24 protein-coding genes are annotated in these 22241 nt (G+C 61.6%); 6 read left to right on the top strand and 18 right to left on the bottom strand.

Annotation, left to right across the window (positions count from 1 at the left end; translation table 11 throughout):
- From ACFFNA_RS23165 to eno, 5 genes are all read right to left on the bottom strand, one after another.
- A partial coding sequence (locus ACFFNA_RS23165; RefSeq protein WP_378921908.1) for a 2-oxo acid dehydrogenase subunit E2 occupies positions 1-987 on the bottom strand: 987 nt, incomplete at its 3' end.
- A gap of 18 nt (positions 988-1005) precedes the next feature.
- Positions 1006-2391 (bottom strand): pyruvate dehydrogenase complex E1 component subunit beta, encoded by a 1386-nt coding sequence (locus ACFFNA_RS23160; RefSeq protein ID WP_378921907.1) that lies wholly within the window; start codon positions 2389-2391, stop codon positions 1006-1008.
- A 15-nt stretch (positions 2392-2406) separates the two neighbouring features.
- Positions 2407-3444 (bottom strand): pyruvate dehydrogenase (acetyl-transferring) E1 component subunit alpha, encoded by a 1038-nt coding sequence (gene pdhA, locus ACFFNA_RS23155; RefSeq protein WP_378921905.1) that lies wholly within the window; start codon positions 3442-3444, stop codon positions 2407-2409.
- A 194-nt stretch (positions 3445-3638) separates the two neighbouring features.
- On the bottom strand, positions 3639-3962 hold the full coding sequence (locus ACFFNA_RS23150; RefSeq protein WP_111549016.1) for an FtsB family cell division protein: 324 nt from the start codon (positions 3960-3962) through the stop codon (positions 3639-3641).
- Between the two features lie 162 nt (positions 3963-4124).
- Entirely contained in the window at positions 4125-5399 is a 1275-nt protein-coding gene (gene eno / locus ACFFNA_RS23145; protein WP_378921903.1) for a phosphopyruvate hydratase, read from the bottom strand.
- A 308-nt stretch (positions 5400-5707) separates the two neighbouring features.
- Between eno and ACFFNA_RS23140 the strand changes: the two genes are divergently transcribed.
- The gene (locus ACFFNA_RS23140) at positions 5708-5833 is read left to right on the top strand and encodes a hypothetical protein (RefSeq protein ID WP_378921901.1); all 126 of its coding nucleotides are present in this window, start codon (positions 5708-5710) and stop codon (positions 5831-5833) included.
- A 126-nt stretch (positions 5834-5959) separates the two neighbouring features.
- Here the strand turns inward: ACFFNA_RS23140 and ACFFNA_RS23135 are convergent, their stop codons facing one another.
- The 5 genes from ACFFNA_RS23135 to ACFFNA_RS23115 all read right to left on the bottom strand — a co-directional run bounded on the left by ACFFNA_RS23135 (position 5960) and on the right by ACFFNA_RS23115 (position 8690).
- Entirely contained in the window at positions 5960-6163 is a 204-nt protein-coding gene (locus ACFFNA_RS23135; RefSeq protein WP_019858016.1) for a dodecin family protein, read from the bottom strand.
- Between the two features lie 123 nt (positions 6164-6286).
- The gene (gene kdsA / locus ACFFNA_RS23130; protein WP_378921899.1) at positions 6287-7132 is read right to left on the bottom strand and encodes a 3-deoxy-8-phosphooctulonate synthase; all 846 of its coding nucleotides are present in this window, start codon (positions 7130-7132) and stop codon (positions 6287-6289) included.
- The gene (locus ACFFNA_RS23125) at positions 7129-8019 is read right to left on the bottom strand and encodes a VOC family protein (RefSeq protein ID WP_378921897.1); all 891 of its coding nucleotides are present in this window, start codon (positions 8017-8019) and stop codon (positions 7129-7131) included. The genes kdsA and ACFFNA_RS23125 overlap by 4 nt, the downstream gene beginning before the upstream one ends.
- A gap of 44 nt (positions 8020-8063) precedes the next feature.
- The gene (locus tag ACFFNA_RS23120; RefSeq protein WP_378921895.1) at positions 8064-8354 is read right to left on the bottom strand and encodes a Dabb family protein; all 291 of its coding nucleotides are present in this window, start codon (positions 8352-8354) and stop codon (positions 8064-8066) included.
- A gap of 201 nt (positions 8355-8555) precedes the next feature.
- Positions 8556-8690 (bottom strand): hypothetical protein, encoded by a 135-nt coding sequence (locus tag ACFFNA_RS23115; protein WP_281005072.1) that lies wholly within the window; start codon positions 8688-8690, stop codon positions 8556-8558.
- 345 nt (positions 8691-9035) lie between these two features.
- On the opposite strand from ACFFNA_RS23115, the gene ACFFNA_RS23110 reads away from it, so the two are divergent.
- A complete protein-coding gene (locus tag ACFFNA_RS23110) occupies positions 9036-10292 on the top strand; it encodes a class I SAM-dependent methyltransferase (protein WP_378921893.1) in 1257 nt (418 codons plus the stop codon).
- A gap of 46 nt (positions 10293-10338) precedes the next feature.
- Here ACFFNA_RS23110 and ACFFNA_RS23105 read toward each other — a convergent pair whose 3' ends face one another.
- The gene (locus ACFFNA_RS23105) at positions 10339-12318 is read right to left on the bottom strand and encodes a bifunctional 2',3'-cyclic-nucleotide 2'-phosphodiesterase/3'-nucleotidase (protein WP_378921891.1); all 1980 of its coding nucleotides are present in this window, start codon (positions 12316-12318) and stop codon (positions 10339-10341) included.
- 149 nt (positions 12319-12467) lie between these two features.
- A complete protein-coding gene (locus tag ACFFNA_RS23100) occupies positions 12468-13733 on the bottom strand; it encodes an NAD(P)/FAD-dependent oxidoreductase (protein ID WP_111549007.1) in 1266 nt (421 codons plus the stop codon).
- A 165-nt stretch (positions 13734-13898) separates the two neighbouring features.
- Here ACFFNA_RS23100 and ACFFNA_RS23095 point away from each other — a divergent pair, with 165 nt between their 5' ends.
- Together ACFFNA_RS23095 and ACFFNA_RS23090 are read left to right on the top strand one after the other, a co-directional pair.
- Positions 13899-14549 carry a 5-formyltetrahydrofolate cyclo-ligase gene (locus ACFFNA_RS23095; protein ID WP_378921889.1) on the top strand — a complete coding sequence of 217 codons (651 nt, stop codon included), beginning with the start codon at positions 13899-13901 and terminating at the stop codon, positions 14547-14549.
- A gap of 323 nt (positions 14550-14872) precedes the next feature.
- The gene (locus ACFFNA_RS23090; protein WP_378921887.1) at positions 14873-15289 is read left to right on the top strand and encodes a hypothetical protein; all 417 of its coding nucleotides are present in this window, start codon (positions 14873-14875) and stop codon (positions 15287-15289) included.
- Here the strand turns inward: ACFFNA_RS23090 and ACFFNA_RS23085 are convergent.
- A complete protein-coding gene (locus tag ACFFNA_RS23085) occupies positions 15286-15759 on the bottom strand; it encodes an Lrp/AsnC family transcriptional regulator (protein WP_010909317.1) in 474 nt (157 codons plus the stop codon). The genes ACFFNA_RS23090 and ACFFNA_RS23085 overlap by 4 nt on opposite strands.
- Positions 15760-15915: 156 nt before the next feature.
- Between ACFFNA_RS23085 and ald the strand changes: the two genes are divergently transcribed.
- Positions 15916-17031, top strand: coding sequence for an alanine dehydrogenase (ald, locus tag ACFFNA_RS23080; RefSeq protein ID WP_056588673.1), 1116 nt, complete (start codon positions 15916-15918; stop codon positions 17029-17031).
- Positions 17032-17256: 225 nt separating this feature from the next.
- Here the strand turns inward: ald and ACFFNA_RS23075 are convergent, their stop codons facing one another.
- The 5 genes from ACFFNA_RS23075 to ACFFNA_RS23055 form a co-directional block, all read right to left on the bottom strand.
- Complete coding sequence (locus tag ACFFNA_RS23075; protein ID WP_378921884.1) at positions 17257-17724, bottom strand: DUF1203 domain-containing protein; 468 nt, start codon at positions 17722-17724, stop codon at positions 17257-17259.
- A gap of 100 nt (positions 17725-17824) precedes the next feature.
- Entirely contained in the window at positions 17825-18388 is a 564-nt protein-coding gene (locus ACFFNA_RS23070; RefSeq protein ID WP_378921882.1) for a GNAT family N-acetyltransferase, read from the bottom strand.
- 5 nt (positions 18389-18393) lie between these two features.
- On the bottom strand, positions 18394-19245 hold the full coding sequence (gene sseA, locus ACFFNA_RS23065) for a 3-mercaptopyruvate sulfurtransferase (RefSeq protein WP_111549003.1): 852 nt from the start codon (positions 19243-19245) through the stop codon (positions 18394-18396).
- A 107-nt stretch (positions 19246-19352) separates the two neighbouring features.
- Entirely contained in the window at positions 19353-20129 is a 777-nt protein-coding gene (locus tag ACFFNA_RS23060; protein WP_378921880.1) for an alanyl-tRNA editing protein, read from the bottom strand.
- Positions 20129-21163: a cysteine synthase A gene (locus tag ACFFNA_RS23055; protein WP_378921878.1), complete on the bottom strand. Its 1035-nt coding sequence runs from the start codon at positions 21161-21163 to the stop codon at positions 20129-20131. The genes ACFFNA_RS23060 and ACFFNA_RS23055 overlap by 1 nt, the downstream gene beginning before the upstream one ends.
- Before the next feature lie 226 nt (positions 21164-21389).
- Here ACFFNA_RS23055 and ACFFNA_RS23050 point away from each other — a divergent pair, with 226 nt between their 5' ends.
- Positions 21390-22211: an SDR family oxidoreductase gene (locus ACFFNA_RS23050; RefSeq protein WP_378921876.1), complete on the top strand. Its 822-nt coding sequence runs from the start codon at positions 21390-21392 to the stop codon at positions 22209-22211.
- The last annotated feature ends 30 nt before the right edge of the window (positions 22212-22241 follow it).

Here is a 22241-nt window from a genome sequence, read left to right as displayed (position 1 = left end):
AACGCCGACATCGGCATGCTTGTGCTTGACCATGGCGCTTTCGGTCCATGACGCATTGGCATCCGGCACCGCCTTCAGCGCCATGGCCATTGCCTTGATCACCAGGTCGTTGACCGACAGTTTGTAGGCGGGTGCATCACCCTTGTCGGTCTTCTTCATTGGCGCCGCGGCATTGATCTGCGTGCGCAATGCCAGCAGCGCATCGAGTTCGCAGTCGAGCGTCAGGTAGAAATGCGGGATGGTGGTCTTGGCCTCGACCAGGCGGCGCGCGATGGTCTTGCGCATGTTGTCGTGCGGGACGAGTTCATAGGAGCCTTGCTCGAACAGTTTCAGCACCTGCTCGTCCGACATCGCCTTCACCGGCGCGGCAGGAGCAGCAGCCGGAGCCCCAGTGGGGGCTGCCTTGGCTGCAGGCTTGGCGCCGCCACCGGCAATCGCTGCGTCGACATCGGCTTTCACCACCCGGCCGTGCGGGCCTGTGCCGGTCACGGCAGACACATCGACGCCGGCTTCCTTGGCGATGCGGCGCGCGAGCGGCGACGCGAAAGTGCGCTCGCCAGCCGCATGGCCGTTGGCGACCGGAGCAGCTTCTGCCTTGGATGCGGCTGCAGGCTCGGCCTTTGGTGCATCAGCCTTTGGTGCCTCAGCCTTTGGTGCTTCCGCCTTCGGAGCATCCGTTTTCGGCGCTTCCGCTTTCGCTGGTGCGGCAGCGCCACCGCTGTTCGCGGCAGCGCCGGCGTCCTCGCCTTCGGCGGCAAGCACTGCGATCAGCGCATTGACCTTGACGCCTTCGGTGCCGGCGGGAACGACGAGCTTTGCAACCGTGCCTTCATCGACGGCTTCGACTTCCATCGTCGCCTTGTCGGTCTCGATCTCGGCGATCACATCGCCCGGCGAAACCTTGTCGCCCTCCTTGACGAGCCACTTTGACAGATTGCCCTCTTCCATCGTGGGCGACAGGGCCGGCATGGTGATGTTGATTGGCATTTTGTCCTCCCGCCCGGTTCAGCGATACGTGACGGCTTTGACCGCCTCGATGACCTCGCCGACATTCGGCAACGCCAGCTTTTCGAGGTTCGCCGCATAAGGCATCGGCACGTCTTTACCGGCTATGGTGATGACCGGAGCGTCAAGGAAATCGAAGGCACGCTGCGACACCTGGTTGGCGATATGATCGCCGACCGAGCTCTGCGGATAGCCTTCCTCCACCACGATCAGCCGGTTGGTCTTCTTGACCGAGGCAATGATCGTATCGAGGTCGAGCGGACGGATCGTGCGCAGGTCGATGATCTCGGCATCGATGCCCATGCCGCGCAGCTCGGCTTCAGCCTTCACCGCATAGGTCATGCCGATGCCGAAGGAAACGATGGTGACGTCCTTGCCGGTCTTGTGGATGCGCGCCTTGCCGATCGGCAGCACGAAATCATCCAGCTTCGGCACGTCGAAGGACTGGCCGTAGAGGATCTCGTTCTCGAGAAAGATGACCGGGTTGGGATCGCGGATCGCCGCCTTGAGCAAGCCCTTGGCGTCGGCGGCGGTGTAAGGCATCACGACCTTGAGGCCGGGAATGTGGCTGTACCAGGCGGCATAGCACTGCGAATGCTGGGCGGCGACGCGTGCGGCGGCGCCGTTCGGTCCACGGAATACGATCGGCGCGCCCATCTGGCCACCCGACATATAGAGCGTCTTGGCGGCCGAGTTGATGATCTGGTCGATCGCCTGCATGGCGAAGTTGAAGGTCATGAACTCGACGATCGGCTTCAGGCCGGCCATCGCCGCGCCAACGCCGACGCCGGCAAAGCCATGCTCGGTGATCGGCGTGTCGACGACGCGCCGCGGCCCGAACTCCTGCAGCAGTCCTTGCGTGATCTTGTAGGCGCCCTGGTATTCGGCGACCTCCTCGCCCATGACGAAGACATCGCCGTCGCGGCGCATTTCCTCGGCCATCGCATCACGCAGTGCTTCGCGCACCGTGGTCGAGACCATTTCCGTGCCGGCCGGAATATCCGGATCGGCGGCGATTTCCGTCTTCGGGGCGGCTGCGACCGGTGCTGCGACATCGCTGTTAGCCGCCGCCGGCGCAGGCGCCGCTGTTTCAGCCTTGGCAGGCTCTTCGCCGATGCCTTCGCCAGCCTTGTCGACGTCTTCGCCGTCAACCGCGAGCACGGCGATCACTGCGTTGACCTTGACGCCTTCGGTGCCGGCAGGAACCACAATCTTGGCAAGCGTGCCTTCGTCGACGGCTTCGACTTCCATCGTCGCCTTGTCGGTTTCGATCTCGGCGATGACGTCGCCAGCGACGACCTTGTCGCCCTCGTTCTTCAACCACTTGGAAAGATTGCCCTCTTCCATGGTCGGCGAGAGAGCGGGCATGAGAATTTCGATCGGCATGTCCTTGCCCTCCCGTTACAGTACGATATCGGTCCAGAGCTCGGACGGATCCGGCTCCGCGTCGTTCTGGGCAAATTCCGCGGCGTCCGCGACGACGTCGCGAACCTCCTTGTCGATGGTCTTTAATTCGTCCTCGGTCGCCCACTTCTTCTCGATCAGCCGCGCCTTGACCTGTTCGATCGGGTCATGCTCGGAGCGCATCTTCTGCACTTCTTCCTTCGAGCGGTACTTGGCCGGATCGGACATCGAGTGGCCGCGATAGCGATAGGTCTGCATTTCGAGGATCAGCGGGCCATTGCCGGCGCGGCACCATTCGGTGGCCAGATCGCCCGCCGCCTTGACGGCGCGGACATCCATGCCATCGACCTGGATGCCGGGAATCTTGAACGAGGCGCCGCGATGCGAAAAGTCCGTCTCCGCCGACGAGCGCGAGACCGAGGTACCCATGGCATAGCGGTTGTTCTCGATGATGTAGATCACCGGCAGCTTCCACAGCGAGGCCATGTTGAAGCTTTCATAGACCTGGCCCTGGTTGGCCGCACCATCGCCGAAATAGGTCAGCGACACATTGTTGTTGTCGCGGTAGCGGTTGGCGAAGGCGAGGCCGGTGCCGAGCGACACCTGCGCGCCGACGATGCCGTGGCCGCCGTAAAAATGCTTCTCCTTGGAGAACATGTGCATGGAGCCGCCCTTGCCCCTGGACAGGCCGCCACGACGCCCGGTCAACTCAGCCATGACGCCGCGCGGTGAAAGCTCCATCGCCAGCATGTGGCCGTGGTCGCGATAGGCGGTGATCATCTGGTCGCCTTGGATCAGCGCCATCTTCATGCCGGTGACGACCGCTTCCTGGCCGATATAAAGGTGGCAGAAGCCACCGATGAAGCCCATGCCGTAAAGCTGGCCGGCCTTTTCCTCGAAACGGCGGATAAGCAGCATATGCCGGTAGGCGGCGAGCTCTTCATCCTTGGTGAATTCGGCTGGCTTGGGGGCCGAAACCCCCGATTTGCCGTCGGATTTGGATTTGGCAGGCGCTTTTCTGGCTGCGGTGGCCATGCATCACTCCCTGTTGGCGTCTCTTTGCGGACATTAGAGCAGGATCAAATCTGCTCTGGGGAGATCAGCTCCTCCCCACCGATTTTAGGGAGGCTAACACGCGTCAGGGCGTTGCGCCATGCCGAAATTGCATAGCTGACATGCGTCTAAGCGATTAAAATCATTGAAAATATTGGCGATTAACTGAAAACCGGTTACTTCGCCGAGGCCGGCAACATGATGGTGATTTCGTCAGCCTGGGACAGATTGAGCGCCTTGCGCGCCTGCTCGTCGAGCATGTCCTTCTCGATCGATCCTTCATGCATGAGCCGAACGCGCCGTTCGAGCTCCATCCGGCGTGCCTTGATCGCATCGAGCTGACCTTGCAGCGCAACCGTCTGGGCTTCCAGCTGATATTTCGAATTGATGCCGAATTCGCCGTGGTAGGCATGAAAGCCGAAATAGGCCAGGAATGCCACGCAGAGCGAGGGAATGATCAGCCGGCCGGTGTTTCTCTGCTTGTGCTGACGCGTCCACATGATCCGAATCCTCGCGGCCGCGAACTCATGCGGCTCGCCATCTTTTTCGCCGATTGTGCTTAACGGACGGTTACGGATGGCCGCCTGTGCGAGATCGAAATAAAAAAGGGCGGGAATGCTCCCGCCCTTCATCGGATATCCCATGTCTGGGGTGTTTCCGGATCAGCCCTTGACGATCGACTTGCCGGCGTAGCTCGCCTGCTTGCCGAGCTCTTCCTCGATGCGGATTAGCTGGTTGTACTTGGCCATGCGGTCCGAGCGCGACAGCGAGCCGGTCTTGATCTGCCCGCAATTGGTGGCAACGGCGAGATCGGCGATGGTCGAATCCTCGGTTTCACCCGAGCGGTGCGACATGACGGCGGTGTAGCCGGCCTTGTGTGCGGTCTCGACGGCGTCGAGCGTTTCCGTCAGCGAGCCGATCTGGTTGACCTTGACCAGGATCGAATTGGCAACGCCCATGCGGATGCCATCGCGCAGCCGCGCCGTGTTGGTGACGAACAGATCGTCGCCGACCAGCTGGGTCTTCTTGCCGATCAGGTCGGTCAGGTACTTCCAGCCCTCCCAATCATCCTCCGCAAGGCCGTCCTCGATCGAGATGATCGGATAGTCGGCGGCAAGCTTGGCCAGGTACTTGGCCTGGGCCTTGGGGTCGCGGGTCTTCTTCTCACCCTCATAGACGTAGTTGCCGTCCTTGAAGAACTCGGTCGCCGCGCAGTCGAGGCCGAGCGCGATCTCCTCGCCCGGCTTGAAGCCGGCCTTCTCTATCGATTCCATGATGAAGTCGAGCGCCACCGGTGCGCTCTTCAGGTTCGGGGCAAAGCCGCCCTCGTCGCCGACATTGGTGTTGTGGCCGGCATCCTTCAGTTTCTTCCTCAGTGTGTGGAAGATTTCCGAACCCCAGCGAACACCTTCGCGCAGCGTCGGCGCGCCGATCGGCAGGATCATGAACTCCTGGAAGTCGATCGGGTTGTCGGCATGGGCGCCGCCATTGATGATGTTCATCATCGGCACCGGCAGGACGTGCGCCTTCGTGCCACCGACATAACGGTAGAGCGGCAGGCCGGTGGCATCGGCAGCGGCCTTGGCCACAGCCAGCGAGACGCCGAGGATGGCGTTGGCTCCGAGCCGGCTCTTGTTGGCCGTGCCGTCGAGCTCGATCATGGTCTGGTCGATGTGGATCTGGTTTTCGGCTTCCATGCCGCCGATCGCCTCGAACAGCTCGCCATTCACCGCTTCGACGGCCTTGAGCACGCCCTTGCCGAGATAACGGGCGCCGCCGTCGCGCAATTCGACGGCCTCGTGGGCGCCGGTGGAGGCACCCGACGGCACCGCCGCGCGGCCCATCGAGCCGTCTTCGAGAACGACATCGACCTCGACGGTCGGATTTCCACGGCTGTCCAGGATTTCACGCCCGACAATGTCGATGATGGCGGTCATTGCGATGTCCTCGATTGATCTGAAGAAGCGTCGCGCACGTCTTAGCCAAAGTGCCGCAAAAGGCAATCGGCCCGCTCGCAATTATTGCCGTGGCGTCAGCCTAAAGCGCGTCGCGTTGATCGGATTCAGGCGCCACGCTTTAGGTCTTTGTTTTTATGCATGTCGTTCTCCCAAAACCGGGGCCACTTCTGGGCGACATGCATCAGACGATTCACGAAGCGCAAATCGCTGTCATCATAAGTCATGTGCGGCGGACGTGCTTCCGGTTATGGTGCGGGGGCGCGGGGCGAAACAGGAGGAGTTTCGCCATGTCCCAGTTGAGTGGTATCGTGAGTCTGTTCCTGATCGCGGCGGCGTTTCTGACGTCGTGCGACAATCAGCAATCGCCGCCCAAGGCGACGGCGCCCTTGCCTGCCTTCCACATCAGTGAATAGGCGCCGCATCGAATCGAAAAGGCCCGTCTTGACGGGCCTTTTCGTTTGTGGGTGTCAATGTGTTCTTCGGTGCTTTGACAATGAGGGGCGCGGGCGAAAGCTCCCGACTTTTTCGGCGTCAGCCGGTCACTCCGCGAGAATGAAGGTGACCTTCATGTTGACGCGATAGGCAGCGATCTTGCCGTCCTCGACGACGATCTTCTGGTCCTGGATCCAGGCGCCTTCGACGTTCTTCAGGGTCTTTGCGGCACGCGCAATTCCCTTTTCGATTGCGTCCTGAAAGCTCTTCTTCGACGATGAGGTGATTTCGGTGACGCGGGCGACAGACATGGCTTCCTCCTGCCAAAACGCTCATTTGCGGGGCAAGCGTACAGCCGGCTTATGTCTTCCACAAGCGCCGGCGGCCCTGGGGTCATTGTCACCTGCCGACGCTGGAGCGTCCCTTGGGACGCTTCAGTGACCCTTGGCGATACGATCGAACGCCATCAACCTTTCCAGGAGTGCCGGCATGTCCTTCAACGGCACCATGTTCGGGCCATCGGAAGAGGTCGAATTGTCCGGATCCTGGTGGGTCTCGATGAACACGCCGGCAACGCCGACGGCGACGGCCGCGCGGGCCAGCGTCTCGACAAAGCGGCGCTCGCCACCCGAGGAGCCGCCCTGCCCGCCCGGCTGCTGAACCGAATGCGTGGCGTCGAAGATCACAGGCGCGCCGATCTCGGCCATGATCGGCAGCGCGCGCATGTCGGACACCAGCGTGTTGTAGCCGAACGACGCGCCGCGCTCGGTGGTCAAAACATTGGCGTTGCCGGAACCGGTGATCTTGGCAACCACGTTCTTCATGTCCCAGGGAGCAAGGAACTGCCCCTTCTTCACGTTGATCACCTTGCCGGTCCTGGCGGCGGCGACAAGCATGTCGGTCTGGCGCGACAGGAAGGCCGGAATCTGCAGGACATCGACATGCGGCGCGACGATCGCGCACTGTTCCTCGGTGTGGACATCGGTCAGCACCGGGAGCGAAAATTCCTTGCGCAGTTCGTCGAAGACGGGAAGTGCGGCGTCCATGCCGGCGCCGCGCGTCGCCGACAGCGAGGTGCGGTTGGCCTTGTCGTAGCTGGTCTTGTAGACGAGGCCTATGCCAAGCTTGCCGGTCAGTTCCTTCAGCGCGCCGGCCATGTCGAAGGCATGCTGGCGCGATTCAAACTGGCATGGACCGGCGATCAGCGACAAAGCCGCATTGTTGTCGAAGACGACATTGCCGACAGTTACCGACGAATTGGGCGCCAGGGGCTTGCTCATTGGATCTCCCGGAAGATGAAAGCCGCGCCCTGTCCGGATGCCGGCTGCACGACAATATCATGGCCCGCTATATCGTGTTTGATGGAATTGGCTGCAAGCAGCCTCGCAGTGATTTCGGCGCTGCGGACCGAAAAGACCACCGCGGCGAAGCGAAGGTCTGTCGGCGCGCCGGCAGGCAGGCCAAAGCATGCGGTGAAAGACGCAGGGTCGAGCACGCTCAAGGTTGCATTCGGCAAGTGAAACGCGCCGCCTTGTCCGCTGGCGGTTGGATCATTCACCGCCACGGAAATCAATCGGTGCAGTTCGGCGGGCCGACCGCTGACGGCCACGACTTCGACAATGCCGGTGGCGCCGTTGGCGTGCGCCTGCAAAGCCGTGCGGTCCACTTTCGGCGCGTTGACCCGCTCGCAGGCAAACAGGAAAGCATCCGTAGCGTTGCTATCGGATGCGAAGGCTAGCTTGAACGATGCGATGTCGCTTTTGCCCTCCGTGTCGGTGAAAGCGCGCGAAAAGCTCAGCATGTCTCCCGCAGAGATGCCGGCTTCGACATAGCGTGCCTGGTCAGCATCTGCGTTGTTGGTCCCCAGCACCACGGCGGAAAATCCTTCGTCGCCGAGGCTGTTGCGATAGATACGGTCGCGCGCGACGAAAACATTGCCCTCGGCAATGGCCGTCATCGCGGCCTGTTCATCGCCGACCTCGAGTGGCTCGAGATAGGTGCCGTCGGCGAGGAACACGCAACAATTTTCCGTTCCGAAGGGATGGATTCCGGTCGGGGCAACGACGAAGCCAAGCGCGGTGAGCCGGGCTCGCGCCACATCGAGACTCTGCGTCGGCAGCACCAGATGATCGAGCGGATGAATGCCGGCGGCTGTTGTTTGGTTCATGCAAGCGCGATGTGCATCATTCCGCAAACCGGTTCAAGACTTGATCAGCCGCCGGCCACGACATCGGCGGAATAACGCAGTTCACGCATCGGTTTGACCTTGCTGGTCGTCTGCGCATAGAGCGGGTGGGCCTTGTAGGCGGCCAATGCCGCGTCATCGGCGAACTCGGCATAGACGACCACGTCGATCTCGTCCGACAGCGGGTCAACCTTGGTGTTGAGCGTCACCTCGAACAGGCTGGAATGGGGAATGTTGCCGAGCGCCTGCAGGCCGGTGTGCACGGCCTCCACATCCTCTTTACGCCGCGCGCTGAAGAAAACGATATGCCGGATCAACCCCGCCTCCTCGATCTAAGTGCCGGGGTCTTTTGTGACGGCAGGACGGCCGCGTCAATCGACAAGGATGTCGCGGCAACGAGTCATGCGGATGGACGCTAGTGCATGTCGCGCAAAAGTGGCCCCGGTTTTGCGAGAACGACATGCATAAGGACAAACACCTAAAGCGCGTCGCCTGAATCCGTTCAAACGCGACGCGTTTTAGGTCTTGCCGGTGACGGATCGCACGACGTGCGTGACACCCCTTACCGCGGTGTCGAGGTACCGGCCCTGATTGTAGAGGCCGTCCCAGATCAGGAAAAAGGCGACGGCGGCAATGACGATTACATAACGCATGGCTAAAACTATCGCACAAGCAGGGTTGCAGCCATAGGCGTTTTGGGCGTGTTCGGCCTTTGCTGTGTAAAAGCCAGATCCACGCCGGCGAGTGCCCTCGACTTGGCACAGCCCAGCTTGCAGCCTGCCCCTTGAAGTTCCCCCCTATGACGTGGAAGATTGTGGCAGGGATTCACTGGGAAGCGCTGAAGCTCTGGTTAAAGGGCGCGCGCTTCGTTCGAGCCCGCCCGTCGCCGAACCGGTCAGCTGCCGGGATCAGGCAATGGCGCTCGAACCTGGCGAATGAACCGCGAGAACCGAGGCTCGGCAATTTGCGCCGACACCGCGGAAGTCCAGGGGCGTTAGATGGCACACAAGGAACATCATGGTCTAGCGTTGAGCGACGCGGTCAGGCTGGACGAATTCAATTTCGCCGAAATCGTCAAGGGCTTGCCGGCGAAGGCGCGCATGGTGCTGTCGGCGGCGATGAACCTGCCGCGCGGATCGCTGAAGGTCCGGATGCCGGACGGACGCGCCGTCATGGTCGGGGGCAAAGGACCTGGCCCAGACGCCGAACTGGTGCTCAAGAACTGGCGCTTGCCCGGCCGTGCCTTTTCCGGCGGCACGATCGGCGTTGCCGAATCCTATATGGACGGCGATTGGGAAAGCCCTGACGTCACCTGCTTCCTGGAGCTGTTCGTGGTCAATTCGGCCATCGGCGAACGCGTTGCTGGCGGCGCCAGCTGGCTCATCAACACCGTGCAGCGCATCCGGCACTGGTTCAACGAGAACACACGCACCGGCTCGAAGCGCAATATTTCGGCGCATTACGACCTCGGCAACGCCTTCTACAAGGAATGGCTCGATCCGAGCATGACCTATTCCTCGGCGCTCTACGCGACCGGCGCCAATGACCTCGAAAGCGCCCAGGCCGCCAAATATCGCGCCCTGGCCAAGGATACGGGCATCGGTCCGAAGGACCACGTGCTGGAGATCGGCTGCGGCTGGGGCGGCTTCGCCGAATTCGCGGCACGCGAGATCGGCTGCCGTGTGACCGGGTTGACGATCAGCCGCGAGCAGCACGATTTCGCCAAGGCGCGCATCGCCAAGGCCGGGCTTGCCGACAAGGTCGACATCAAGCTGCAGGATTATCGCGACGAAACCGGCACCTATGACCGCATCGCCTCGATCGAGATGTTCGAGGCGGTCGGCGAGAAATACTGGCCGGTGTTCTTCAGCAAGATGAAGGCCTGTCTGAAGCCCGGCGGCACCGCCGGGCTGCAGATCATCACCATCAACGAAGCGTCTTACGACACCTATCGCGCAAGGCCGGATTTCATCCAGCGCTACGTTTTCCCGGGTGGCATGCTGCCGACGCCGTCGATCCTGAAGGCACTCGGCAAGGATCATGGCCTTGCCCATCTGCGCGAGCGCGTTTTTCCGGATGACTACGCGCGTACGCTCGCCGAATGGCGTCACCGGTTCTGGGCGTCATGGGAAAAGATCGTCCCGCTCGGCTTCGACGACCGCTTCAAGAAGCTCTGGGAGTTCTACCTGCATTATTGCGAGGCTGGCTTCCGCGCCAGCTACATCGACGTGCGCCAGGTGGTCTACAAGGCATAGGTCCACGCCGCCGTGACGGCGTGGATTCGAGTCTACACCGCTACAATCAGAGAAGGATGCGGTATTTCGCAAATCCCGCTTCGCCCTCACCTGCCGGCTCGATCTTCAGCGACTTCACCTCGGCAATGAAATCCTTCGCCTTGGCGCCGGTTTCGAACACGGCGCTGGTTCCAGGCAGCGGCGCGAACGACCAGTTGCCGTCCGCCGACGGGTTGATCGTGCCCTCGCTTATGATGTAGCGAACGATGACGTCGCGATTGGTGTCCGGCGCCTCGTAGATGATCTTCGAGGCATTGATGTCGGGGAAATTGCCGCCACCGCCGGCACGGTAGTTGTTGGTCGCAACGACGAATTTCTGTTTGGGATCAATCGGTTTGCCATCGAACATCAGGTCGACGATACGATTGGCGCCGGCATTCGCCAGCCCGCCCTTGGCATCGTATTTCGGCGGCTGCGATAGGTCGATTTTGTAGCTGACGCCGTCGATGACGTCGAAATTGTAGGACGGGAAGTCGGTGTTGATGAGCGCTTGGTCGGCCTTGCCCGGTTCGATCCGGTTGAAGATGCCGGCCGACATTTCCAGCCACTCCTTGACCTGCGCGCCGGTGATTTCGACGGCTCGCACGGTGTTCGGGTAGAGATAGAGATCGGCGACGTTCTTGATGGCGATGTCGCCCGCCGGCACGTCGGTATAGTAGTCGGCGCCGCTGCGTCCGCCGGCCTTGAAGGGAGCGGCGGCCGACAGCAACGGCACGTCCTTCCACTGCGTGTTCTTGAGAATGTCTCTGAGGTACCAGGTCTGCGCCTGGCTGACGACCTGCACCGACGGATCGTCGGCGACCAGCGCGAAATAGGAATAGAGCGGAGCGGAGGTCTTGCCGACAGGCCGCCGCACATAGGCCAGTGTCGCCTGGTGATCCTGCTCGAGTGCCGCGATGATGCGCTTGTCATCAGGGACTATCGGCTTGGCCTTGTTGTCGACGCGTTCGAAGATCGGTCGCGCCTCGGATGTCGCGGAAACGACCTTCCATTTTGACCCGTCGCGCTCCAGCATCAGGTCGATCAGCCCCATATGCGAGCCCCAGAAGCCGCCCATCACGGCGGGCTTGCCCTGCAGCGTGCCTTTTTGCGTGTCGACGCCGTCCAGCGACTGGAAATCCTTCTTGCCGGGGAAGACCAGATGCTGATGGCCGGTGAACACCGCATCGATGCCGTTGACACCGGCGACGAAGAACGATGCGTTTTCCATCATGTCACCCTGCTTCACGTCGATGCCGGAGTGCGAGAGCGCGATGACGATGTCGGCGCCTTCCTCCTTCATCTGCGGCACCCAGGCCTTGGCCGCCTCGACGATGTCGCGCGTCTTGACGTTGCCCTCCAGATTCTTGAGGTCCCAGACCATGATCTGCGGCGGCACGAAGCCGATGATGCCGATCCTGATCGGCTGATCGACGCCCGAACCGTCCTTGATCTTCTTGTCGAGGATGACATAGGGCTTGAGATAGAGCTTGTCGTCGCGCGGGTTCGCGGCAAGCTCGGTGCCACGGATCAAATTGGCGCAGACGAAGGGAAAATTGGCACCGGCCAGCACCTTGTCCATGAACGACAGGCCGTAGTTGAACTCGTGGTTGCCCAGCGTCGAGCATTCGTAACCAAGCAGGTTCATGCCTTTCATGATCGGATGCAGATCACCATCCTTCATGCCCCTCTCATAGGCGATGTAGTCGCCCATCGGATTGCCCTGCAGCAGGTCGCCATTGTCGATCAGCATCGAATTGACGGCTTCCCTGCGCACTGCGTCGATCAGGGAAGCCGTGCGCGACAGGCCCATCGTGTCGTTCGCTTTGTCGGCGTAGTAATCGTAAGGCAGCACATTCACATGGATGTCGGTGGTTTCCATGATCCTAAGATGGGCCTGGTTGGCCTGTGCGCGGGCGGAGAACGGATGCAGCATGATCAACGCTCCTGCGGCGGCAGCACCCGCAAGGAGATCGCGGCGGGAGACGGGATAGTGCAGTCGCGACATGAGTTCTCCTTCTTCGACAACGTGACAGCCCTGCCCCGAAGCGAACTTCGCGCCGAAACCCATCTGAGTCCATTCAACAAGTCGCGCGCATCAAGCCGCCAGTCGATCAGTTCCAGATGACGTGCGGATGAACGGCCTAGGTGAAGAAATCAGCCCTTGTCGTCGTCGCCCTGGGTGATAAGCCGCGCGCTGCGCTGGCCCGTCGCGTAGATCCATAGCCAGCTCAACGAAACCGCAAGCCGGTTGCGAAAGCCGATCAGGAAATAGATGTGGGCTATGCCCCACAGCCACCAGGCCGCCCAGCCGGTCAGCTTGATCCAGCCGAAATCGATCACCGCGGCGCGCTTGCCGATCGTGGCGAGGTCGCCGTCATGTCTATAGCGAAATGGCCGTGGGCTGGTGTCGCCGGCAAGCCGCGCCTTCAGCGTGGCGGCAACATGCCGGCCCTGCTGCTTGGCGGCCGGCGCAACGCCGGGAACGGGCCGCCGGTCCGGCCTCAGCACATGAGCGGCGTCGCCGACGACGAAAATCTCCGGGCTGCCCGGCACGCTCAAGTCACGCTCGACCAGCACCCTGCCCGCCCGGTCCGCGGCCGCGCTGAGCCATTCGGCGGCTGGCGAGGCGGCGACGCCCGCCGCCCACAGGATTGTGCTTGCCGCCAGATGCTTGTCGCCGAAGACGACGCCCTCGGCGTCGCACCGCGTAACGGCCCGGCCGAGTTCGATCGTCACGCCGAGCCGCTCGAGCGCCTTCATGGCATAGTCGGAAAGTTTCGGTGCAAAATTGGCCAGAATACGGTCGCCGGCCTCGATCAGAACGACGCGCGTTTGCCGTGTATCGATGTTGCGGAATTCACCGCGCAGCGTGTCATGCGCCAGTTCGACGATGGTGCCGGCAAGCTCGACGCCGGTCGGCCCGCCACCGACGATCGCAATGGTCAGCAGCGCCTGGCGCTTGGCGGGATCGGTCTCCCGCTCGGCCTGCTCGAAGGCCAAAAGAATGCGCCGCCGAACAGTGGTGGCGTCCTCCAGCGTCTTCAGGCCGGGCGCGAAAGGTTCCCATTCGTCATGGCCGAAATAGGCGTGGCGGGCACCGGTGGCGAGCAGCAGCGTGTCGTAGGCGACCGCACTGCCATCATCGAGCAGCACGCGCTTGCTGGGCCGGTCGACACCGACGACATTGGCGAGCAGCGTCGTCACATCCTTGCGCTTGCGCAGGAGGTGGCGGACCGGCCAGGCAATCTCGGACGTCGCCAGCGCCGTGGTCGCCACCTGGTAGAGCAGCGGCTGGAAAAGGTGATGGTTGCGCTTGTCGATCATGGTGATGCGGACCGGCGCGCCGGCAAGCGCTCGGGTGAATTCGAGACCGCCGAAACCCGCGCCGACAACGACGATGTGATGGCTGGCCTGGTTCATCTCATTCACCCCAATGCATCCGATCTGATGTAGGTATTTTTGTGCACCGCAACAACGTTCCGTCCTTTGATGATTGCCTGGGAGTCGCCCTTGAATGTCGTGAATGCACATGTCGGACCCCGTGGCCGGGTATAGCGTTCTCGAAACAGCAAGACGAGGTGAGGCATGGCTGACGATCATGACGAAGAAGGCCCGGCGCAGTATTCTTCGCCGCCCTGCTTCATGCATGAACTGGATCCGAAATTTCGGGCGCCGTTGAGCGACTGGACCGATGTGAGACGCTGGCGCAAGGTCGAGCGCGAACGCCTGATCGCCGCCCGTCTTGCCGTTTCGGCCGACGCGAGAACGGTGATGTCGCAACGCATTGCGGAAGGTCTCGACGCAATCGTCGGCAAGATCGCCGGCCGCATGGTCAGTCTCTACTGGCCGTTTCGCGGCGAGCCGGACCTGCGGCCATGGATGGCGTCCGTCAACGCACGCGGCGGCCGCACCGCCCTGCCCATCGTTGTCGAGAAAGGGCAGCCGCTGATCTTCCGCGCCTACGCGCCGGGAGACCGGCTGGAAAAAGGTGTCTGGAACATCCCGATCCCGGCCGAGGGCGATCCGGTGCTGCCGGACATCGTCATCTCGCCGATCGTCGGTATCGATCCCGGGAACTACCGCCTGGGCTATGGCGGCGGCTTCTTCGACCGCACGCTGGCTGCGATGCCCTTCAAGCCGCTGATCATCGGCGTCGGCTACGGCCTGCAGCGCATCGCCACCATCTACCCGCAGCCGCACGACATCCCGATGGATCGGATCGTCACCGAGGCCTAAGACCCTGTTTGGAAAATGAGACCGGCTGGATTTCTGTTTCGCTGCGAATATGATTCACCCTTGAAACGCGGACACGACAGCAGCGAGGCCAGTTGGCCGGGATCACGTAAAAACACCTCAGGTACGGACCAACGCGTTTCAATCGAAACATACTCCCGCCGTGTAGCAGCGCGAATGTCACGTGACAAAAATCCGACTTGGTCGATAAATATTTTGATCTTTAAGGGGACCATGCTGCGGCGGACGGTTTCGACATGCGCTCTGGGCGGATCCAACAGTGTCCGGTCGCTCTTTAGATCGGCTGCTTCACAACGGATGATAAGATGATCGGACGAACTATAGCGGCTGCCCTTGCAATTGCGTTTTCCTTTTCGCCTTCGCATGCGCAACCACAGCATCGTTTACCGAGCGGTTATAAGTGGGGCCGCTGCCTGCTTATTGTTAACGGTCAGACTCGCATATCCGGAAGATGCTCCTATCAAATCGAGAAGGGCGGCGATTTTAATATCCAGGGGCCCCGGCAAGTTTTTGCAGGTATCGACTATCCTGATACGAATAGTGGGGCTGGTGAAATGTCCGAAGATTACTGGGCAGTTATCTACAAGGACGGTGATTTTTGGGAAGGCTATGGGAACTCGGATATTCGCGCAACCCACGGTGAACCAGGAGATTGGGGAGAACTTCGCCGCGAAGGCGCATGCTATGTTGGGAAGGACGTCCGGGTGTGCCTTTGGCGTTAAGCCATTTCCGGCTTCATGCCCATCGCGGTACGGTCAACGATTTCACGCAACGCAAACGACGAGTTGATCTTGGTCACATGTGGCATCGCCGACAGCCATTCCTTGTGGATGCGCTCATAGTCGACGAGATCCTTGGCCGCGATGCGTAGAATATAATCATATTCACCCGACATCAGATGGCAGGACAGCACGTTGGGGCAGCGCTTGATCGCCGCCTCGAAGTCCGACAGTGTCTTCTCGAACTGCCCCGACAGCGATATATGCACGATCGCCGTCATCTGGTGGCCAAGTGCGGCATTGGAAAGCCGGGCGTGGTAGCCGCGGATGGTTCCGGATTTCTCCAGATTGTCGAGCCGGCGCGAACACGCCGACTGCGACAGGCCAACCTTCTCGGCAAGTGCTGCATTGGGTATCCTGCCATCCTTCTGCAAAGTCTCGAGAATGGCGATATCGATCCTGTCGAGCGGCATTTTTCGTGAATCCTGCGAATATTCCACTATTTTGCGCAACGATTATCGAAACCGAGCTGTTCGCGCAAGCGCATTCGCAAACACCTGCACAGCGATTCGTGGTTCACTCTACTGATACAGGGAAACGAGCCCAAAGGGCCGGATCAGGAGAAGACAATGCGCGTCGGCTGCCCCAAGGAAATCAAGAACCACGAATATCGCGTCGGCCTCACGCCGGGCTCGGTTCGCGAATATGTCGCCCATGGCCATGAAGTGCTGGTCGAGACCGGCGCCGGCGCCGGCATCGGCGCCGATGACAACGCCTACCGCGCGGCTGGCGCAACGATCGCCAAGACGGCAGCCGACGTGTTCGCCAAGTCGGACATGATCGTCAAGGTCAAGGAGCCGCAACCCAATGAATGGGCGCAGCTTCGCGAAGGCCAGATTCTCTATACCTATCTCCACCTGGCTCCGGATCCGGAGCAGACCAAGGGCCTGCTCGCTTCCGGCGTGACCGCAATCGCCTACGAGACCGTGACCGACGACCGTGGCGGCCTGCCGCTGCTGGCGCCGATGTCAGAAGTCGCCGGACGGCTATCGATCCAGGCCGGCGCCACGGCTCTGCAGAAGGCCAATGGCGGCCGCGGCGTGCTGCTCGGCGGCGTGCCCGGCGTGCTGCCCGGCAAGGTCACCGTGCTCGGCGGTGGCGTCGTCGGCCTGCACGCGGCCAGGATGGCGGCGGGTCTTGGCGCGGACGTCACCATCATCGACCGCTCGATCCCGCGCCTGCGCCAGCTCGACGACCTCTTTGCCGGCCGGGTGCACACCCGTTACTCGACCGTCGAGGCGCTCGAGGAAGAGTGCTTTTCGGCCGACATCGTCGTCGGCGCCGTGCTGATTCCGGGCGCCGCGGCACCCAAGCTGGTTTCGCGCGAAATGCTGTCGGGCATGAAGAAGGGTTCGGTGCTGGTCGACGTCGCCATCGACCAGGGCGGCTGCTTCGAGACCTCGCACGCCACCACCCATGCCGACCCGACCTACGAGGTTGACGGCGTCATTCACTACTGCGTCGCCAACATGCCCGGCGCGGTGCCGGTCACGTCAGCCCACGCGCTCAACAACGCAACGCTTCACTATGGCCTGCAGCTTGCCGACAAGGGCCTGAAGGCGCTGGTCGACGACCACCACCTGCGTAACGGCCTCAATGTTCACAAGGGCAAGATCACCAACCGGGCGGTCGCCGAGGCACTCGGCTACGAACTGGTTGAGCCGAAAGCCGTTCTCGCGGCCTGACTTCACCCTTAAAAGCGACCTCCTGTCAGCCCGCCGGTTCATTCCGGCGGGTTTTTTCTTGACCTGACGGCGGGCAACAAAAAAGCGGAGCCAAAGCCCCGCTTCCTCGATATCGAGATTTGCCGCCGGTTCATCCGCGGTCGGCAAATCGATCGACAATCGCTGTCTAGCGCGATTATGCGACGGGAGTACGACAAGCGCTCTCCGCCCGGCGGTTCCAATGCCTCAGGCGCGCTCGATGCGGCACTGGTAGCAATTGTTGCGCGCCGAGCGGACATGGACATAGGCGATATCGTCGCGCTCGAACAAGGTCTCGGCCCGCGCAGCAATTGCTCCGGTCGGGATGACACCGCCGCTGCCGTAGACGATACGGTCATCCCTGCCGTAGCCGCGCACGATGTAGTCAGGGCTTTCGAGAATCTCGGGTAGCACCTCGGTCTCGGCGGCGCGGTCGCATTCTTCGGCATGCAGGAAGATCGGCCCGGTTTCGGCATAGGGCTGAAGCTCCGGGAATGGCCGGTAAGCCAGAATGAGGTAGGCGTCGCCGGCGGCGATGTTCTTCAGACAATGCCGGCAAGGCATGCCGTCCCCGTCGGAAATCTTTCGCTCGGGCGTGTGGCCGTAAGCATCGGGACCGCCAAACTGCAGGGCCCTGACATCCCGGGTCGGCAGAGCTTTGAACTGGATGGTCATGGTAAAATCTCCGGTGTCGTCGACCGGAAATTATGCCTTCACGTCAGTGCTTCCCACCCGATTCCTGCGAGTTAGCGAATGGTTCAGTTTTTAGTTGATGTCACGGCCGCATGACGCTGGCCGAGCGTTCACCGAAAGGCAGCGGATGCACGATTTCCTTCTTCTGCGCCACCGGCGCAAAGCCGAGCTTCTGGTAGAGCGGCAAAGCCGCCGGATGATCGAGCGTGCAGGTCTGCACCGTCACCCGCTTGGGCCCGTACGACCACGCCGCTGCAATCGCCGCACCCAGGAACCAGCGGCCGATGCCTTGCCCTGTCGCATGTTCCATCATGCCGAAATAGGCGAGTTCGACTTCTTCCGGCAGATGCGGCTTGAGGTCGAAGAAGCCGGCCGGCGCACCGTCGAGATAGAGCACCCTGATGTCGCGGTCCTCGCGGTGGATGCCGGCTGAAAGCTCGTCGTCATCCAGCCTCAGCACATTGACCCAGTGCCATTTGCGTCCCACCCGGTCCATCAAATAGCGGTAGAAATGCAGGGGAATGTCCTTGGTCTTCAACAGCGCGACCTGACGGTTGTAGGGCACCGGTGGCGAATAGGCCGGCGGCACATGCATCTCGAGAAACGTCACCGTGACTTCGATGTCTTCCAGCGCGCCGTTTTCCATCGTCTTCATTCCTTGCCGGTCACGACGGGCGTGTCGGAACGCCCACCCCACTCCGTCCACGAACCGTCGTAGAGCCTGTTGTCGGTATGGCCAAGCGTTTCCAGCGCCAGCGTCGCCACCGCGGCTGTAATGCCGGAACCGCACGAAGTGATGACGGGTTTCGACAGATCGATGCCCGCCGCCTCCATCACCTTGCGCAGGCGGTCCTTCGACAACAGCTCGCCATTTTCCGACAGCGCCGAATAGGGCAGATTGCGCGCGCCAGGCATATGGCCGGAGCGGATACCGGCGCGCGGTTCAGGCTCCGTGCCGGAAAAGCGGCCCGGTCCACGGGCATCGGCGATCTGGCTTTCCCCGGTATCGACGATCCGGCGCATGTCGGCGAGGCTGGCGACGCGACCGGCGTCGAAATTGGCATGAAACACACTTGGCGCGATCTTGGTCGGTTCGGCCGTTACCGGCCGGCCGGCCGCTTTCCAGCCATCGAAGCCGCCGTCCAGAATATAGGTCTGGAAGACGCCCATCACGCGAAACATCCACCACGCCCGAGGCGCTGAGAAGAAACCCGGACCGTCATAAACGACGATGGTGTCGTCGGCCGAAACACCCATCGACCCGACATACTGGGCAAAATGCTGCGGTGACGGCAACGTATGCGGCAGCGGCGAATCCGGGTCCGAAACCGCATCCTGATCCAGAAACCGTGCGCCCGGAATGTGGGCGGCCTGGTATTCGCCGCGCGCATCGCGCTTCTGCGCCGGGAGATACCAGGATGCGTCGATGATCGTCAGACCCGGCTCGCCGAGGCGCTGCTGCAGCCAATCCGCGTCGACGGTGAAAGGACTGTCCTCGGCCATTTTTTCTCCTGCTCGCCTTTTGGCGGTGATTGTCCGATTAAAGCGCTTCGCGTTGAAACGGGTTCCGGTGACGCGCTTTAAGTCTTGTTTTTATGCATGTCGTTGTCTCAAAACCGGGGCCACTTTTGGGCGACATGCATCAGTTCGCCGGCATCCGGGCCGAAGCGGATGCGGAAGCGCCGGTTCTCACGGCCCTTCTTCTCGATCTTGCCGATATGGATTTCGCCGACTTCACCGGTGCTTTTGACATGGGTGCCGCCGCAGGGCTGGCTATCCACCGAAGCGTTGTCACCGATGCAGACCAGGCGGATTTTGCCGGTGCCAACCGGCGGCCGGACGTTCTTGGATTTCACCAGGCCGGGGTTGGCGGCCAGTTCCTCGTCACTGATCAGCCTGGTGAAGATCGGGTGATCGGCCCGCACCAGATCCATCAGGCTCGCCGTCACCTCTTCCTTGCTGAAGCTGGCGTCGGGAATATCGAAATCGACGCGGCTGTCATCCTCGGAAACAGACGCGCCCGTGATCGGGAACGGGCAGACCACAGTGAGCAGGTGACAAGCCGCGTGCATGCGCATCAAAAGATGCCGGCGCTCCCAGTCGATCGCCAGGCTCAAGCGATCACCGACCTCTGGAACCCTCTGCTCCAGCGCCGGCACATGGATGATCTCGTCCTTGGTCTCGCCCGTAATGGTGGCGGCGATGGCGATGCGGCTGCCATCGGCGCGTTCGAGATAACCGGTATCGCCCGGTTGGCCGCCCGAGGTGGCGTAGAAGATCGTCCGGTCGAGAATGATGCCGCCGCGGTCGTTGACGGCAACGACCGTGGCATCCGCCGTGCGCAGATAGGCGTCGTCGCGAAACAGCGCTTCGGTCCGGTGCGCCATCACGAGACCTTTTCGAACGGCACCGAAATCGTGCTCCGCTGCTCCATCCAGCCCGGTATCGGCAGGTTCTTCTCGCGCAGGAATTCCGGGTTGAACAGCTTCGATTGATAGCGCGTGCCATAGTCGCAAAGGATGGTCACGATGGTGTGGCCGGGCCCAAGTTCGCGTGCCAGACGGATCGCGCCGGCAATGTTGATGCCGGTCGAGCCACCGACGCAAAGGCCTTCTTCCTGGATCAGGTCGAAGACGATCGGCAGCGCATCCTCGTCCGGGATCTGGAACGAAAAATCCGGCGTGAAGCCATCGAGATTGGCGGTGATGCGCCCCTGCCCGATGCCTTCGGTGATCGAGCTGCCTTCGGACTTCAACTCACCGCTGGTGTAGAAACTGTAGAGCGCGGCCCCCAGCGGATCGGCGAGCGCGATCTTGACGTCCTTGCTCCTGGCTTTCAATCCGAAGGCGACACCGGCGAGCGTTCCGCCCGAACCGACCGCCGAGACAAAGCCGTCGACCTTGCCGCCGGTCTGGTTCCAGATCTCCTGCGCCGTGGTGCGGATATGACCGTCACGGTTGGCGACATTGTCGAACTGGTTGGCCCAGATGGCGCCGTTCGGCTCCGTCCGCGCCATCTGCTCGGCCAGCCGCCCCGACAGTTTCACGTAATTGTTGGGGTTCTTGTAAGGCACCGCAGGCACCTCGATCAGCTCGGCGCCGAGCAGCTTGATGGTGTCCTTCTTTTCCTGACTCTGCGTGTCGGGAATGACGATGACGGTGCGGTATCCCAGCGCCTTGGCGACCAGCGTCAGCCCGATGCCGGTATTGCCGGCCGTTCCCTCGACAATGACGCCGCCGGGCTTCAGCAGCCCGCGCTGCTCGGCGTCGCGGATGATGAACAGACCGGCGCGATCCTTGACCGACTGGCCCGGATTCATGAACTCGGCCTTGCCCAGGATCTCGCAACTGGTTTGTTCAGACGCTTTGTTGAGGCGGATCAGAGGCGTGTTGCCGATCACGTCGATCACAGAACGGGGCATTCAGGATTCCTTGTGTAGCTGCGCCGAAACCGTAGAAACCCGAAGCTTCGGTTTCAAGGCAAGAATTTGTCTGGACCAGTCGCATTTGCGGCACTGTTGCCGCGCCGACGCTTCTCAATATCGCCTTCATGGCCCACAGTTCATTTCCTCACTGTGATGAAAGCACTCTTTTCATTCGATTTCTTCATCGCTAGAGCAAGGCACGAACAAGTCGACAGGGCGCAGCATGACACTCTATCGAGCCAATCCGAAGCACGGCGTCGCCTGGATCACGGGCGGCAGCAGCGGCATCGGCCGTTCACTGGCCAGGGATCTTGCGTCCCAGGGCTATGCCGTCGCGGTGACAGCGCTCGACGACGATCCGATCGACACGCTTGTCGTCGAGACCGCGCAGATGCCGGGCAGTGTCACGGCCTTTCCCTGTGATGTCACCGACGAGCCGCGCATGGCAAAAACCGTCGCCGCGATCGAGAAGGAACTCGGGCCTATCGTGCTCGCCGTCTTCAATGCCGGGAACTACATTTCGACGCCGGGAGAAAATCTAGTCGTCAACGACTTTCGCCGGTCCTTCGATGTCAACTATTTCGGCATCATCAACGGCCTGGTGCCCGTCATCCAGCGCATGCGTGTGCGGGCACGCGGCCACGTCGTGCTGGTCGGCTCGGTCACCGCCTATTTCGGCTGGCCGACCACGGCCGCCTATGGCGGCACCAAGGCGGCGATCAACATCCTGGCCGAGTCGCTGAAATATGACTTCGACAAGATGAATGTGCGTATCCAGGTGATCAACCCGGGCTTCATCGACACCGCTCTGACCGAGAAGAACATGCTGCCGATGCCGGGGCTGATGCCGGTCAGCCGCGCGACGCGCCGTATGGCCCAGGGCATCAAGTCCGGCGGCTTCGAAGTCACCTTCCCGCGCCGGCTGAGCTGGCCTCTGAAACTGCTCAGCCTGCTGCCGAGGCCGCTGTGCAGAGGGGTGATCAGCCTGATGACCAGTTGGAAGGCGCGTCCGTTGCACTACGACCGCAAGCCACAAAGCGAATAGAACGCCATCGACATTGGCAAGTTCCCCTCT

Origin of the sequence: Mesorhizobium kowhaii, assembly GCF_042431665.1 — a bacterium.
GTDB classification, from domain to species: Bacteria; Pseudomonadota; Alphaproteobacteria; order Rhizobiales; family Rhizobiaceae; genus Mesorhizobium; species Mesorhizobium kowhaii.
This window is presented reverse-complemented; position numbering and strand designations above follow the sequence as displayed.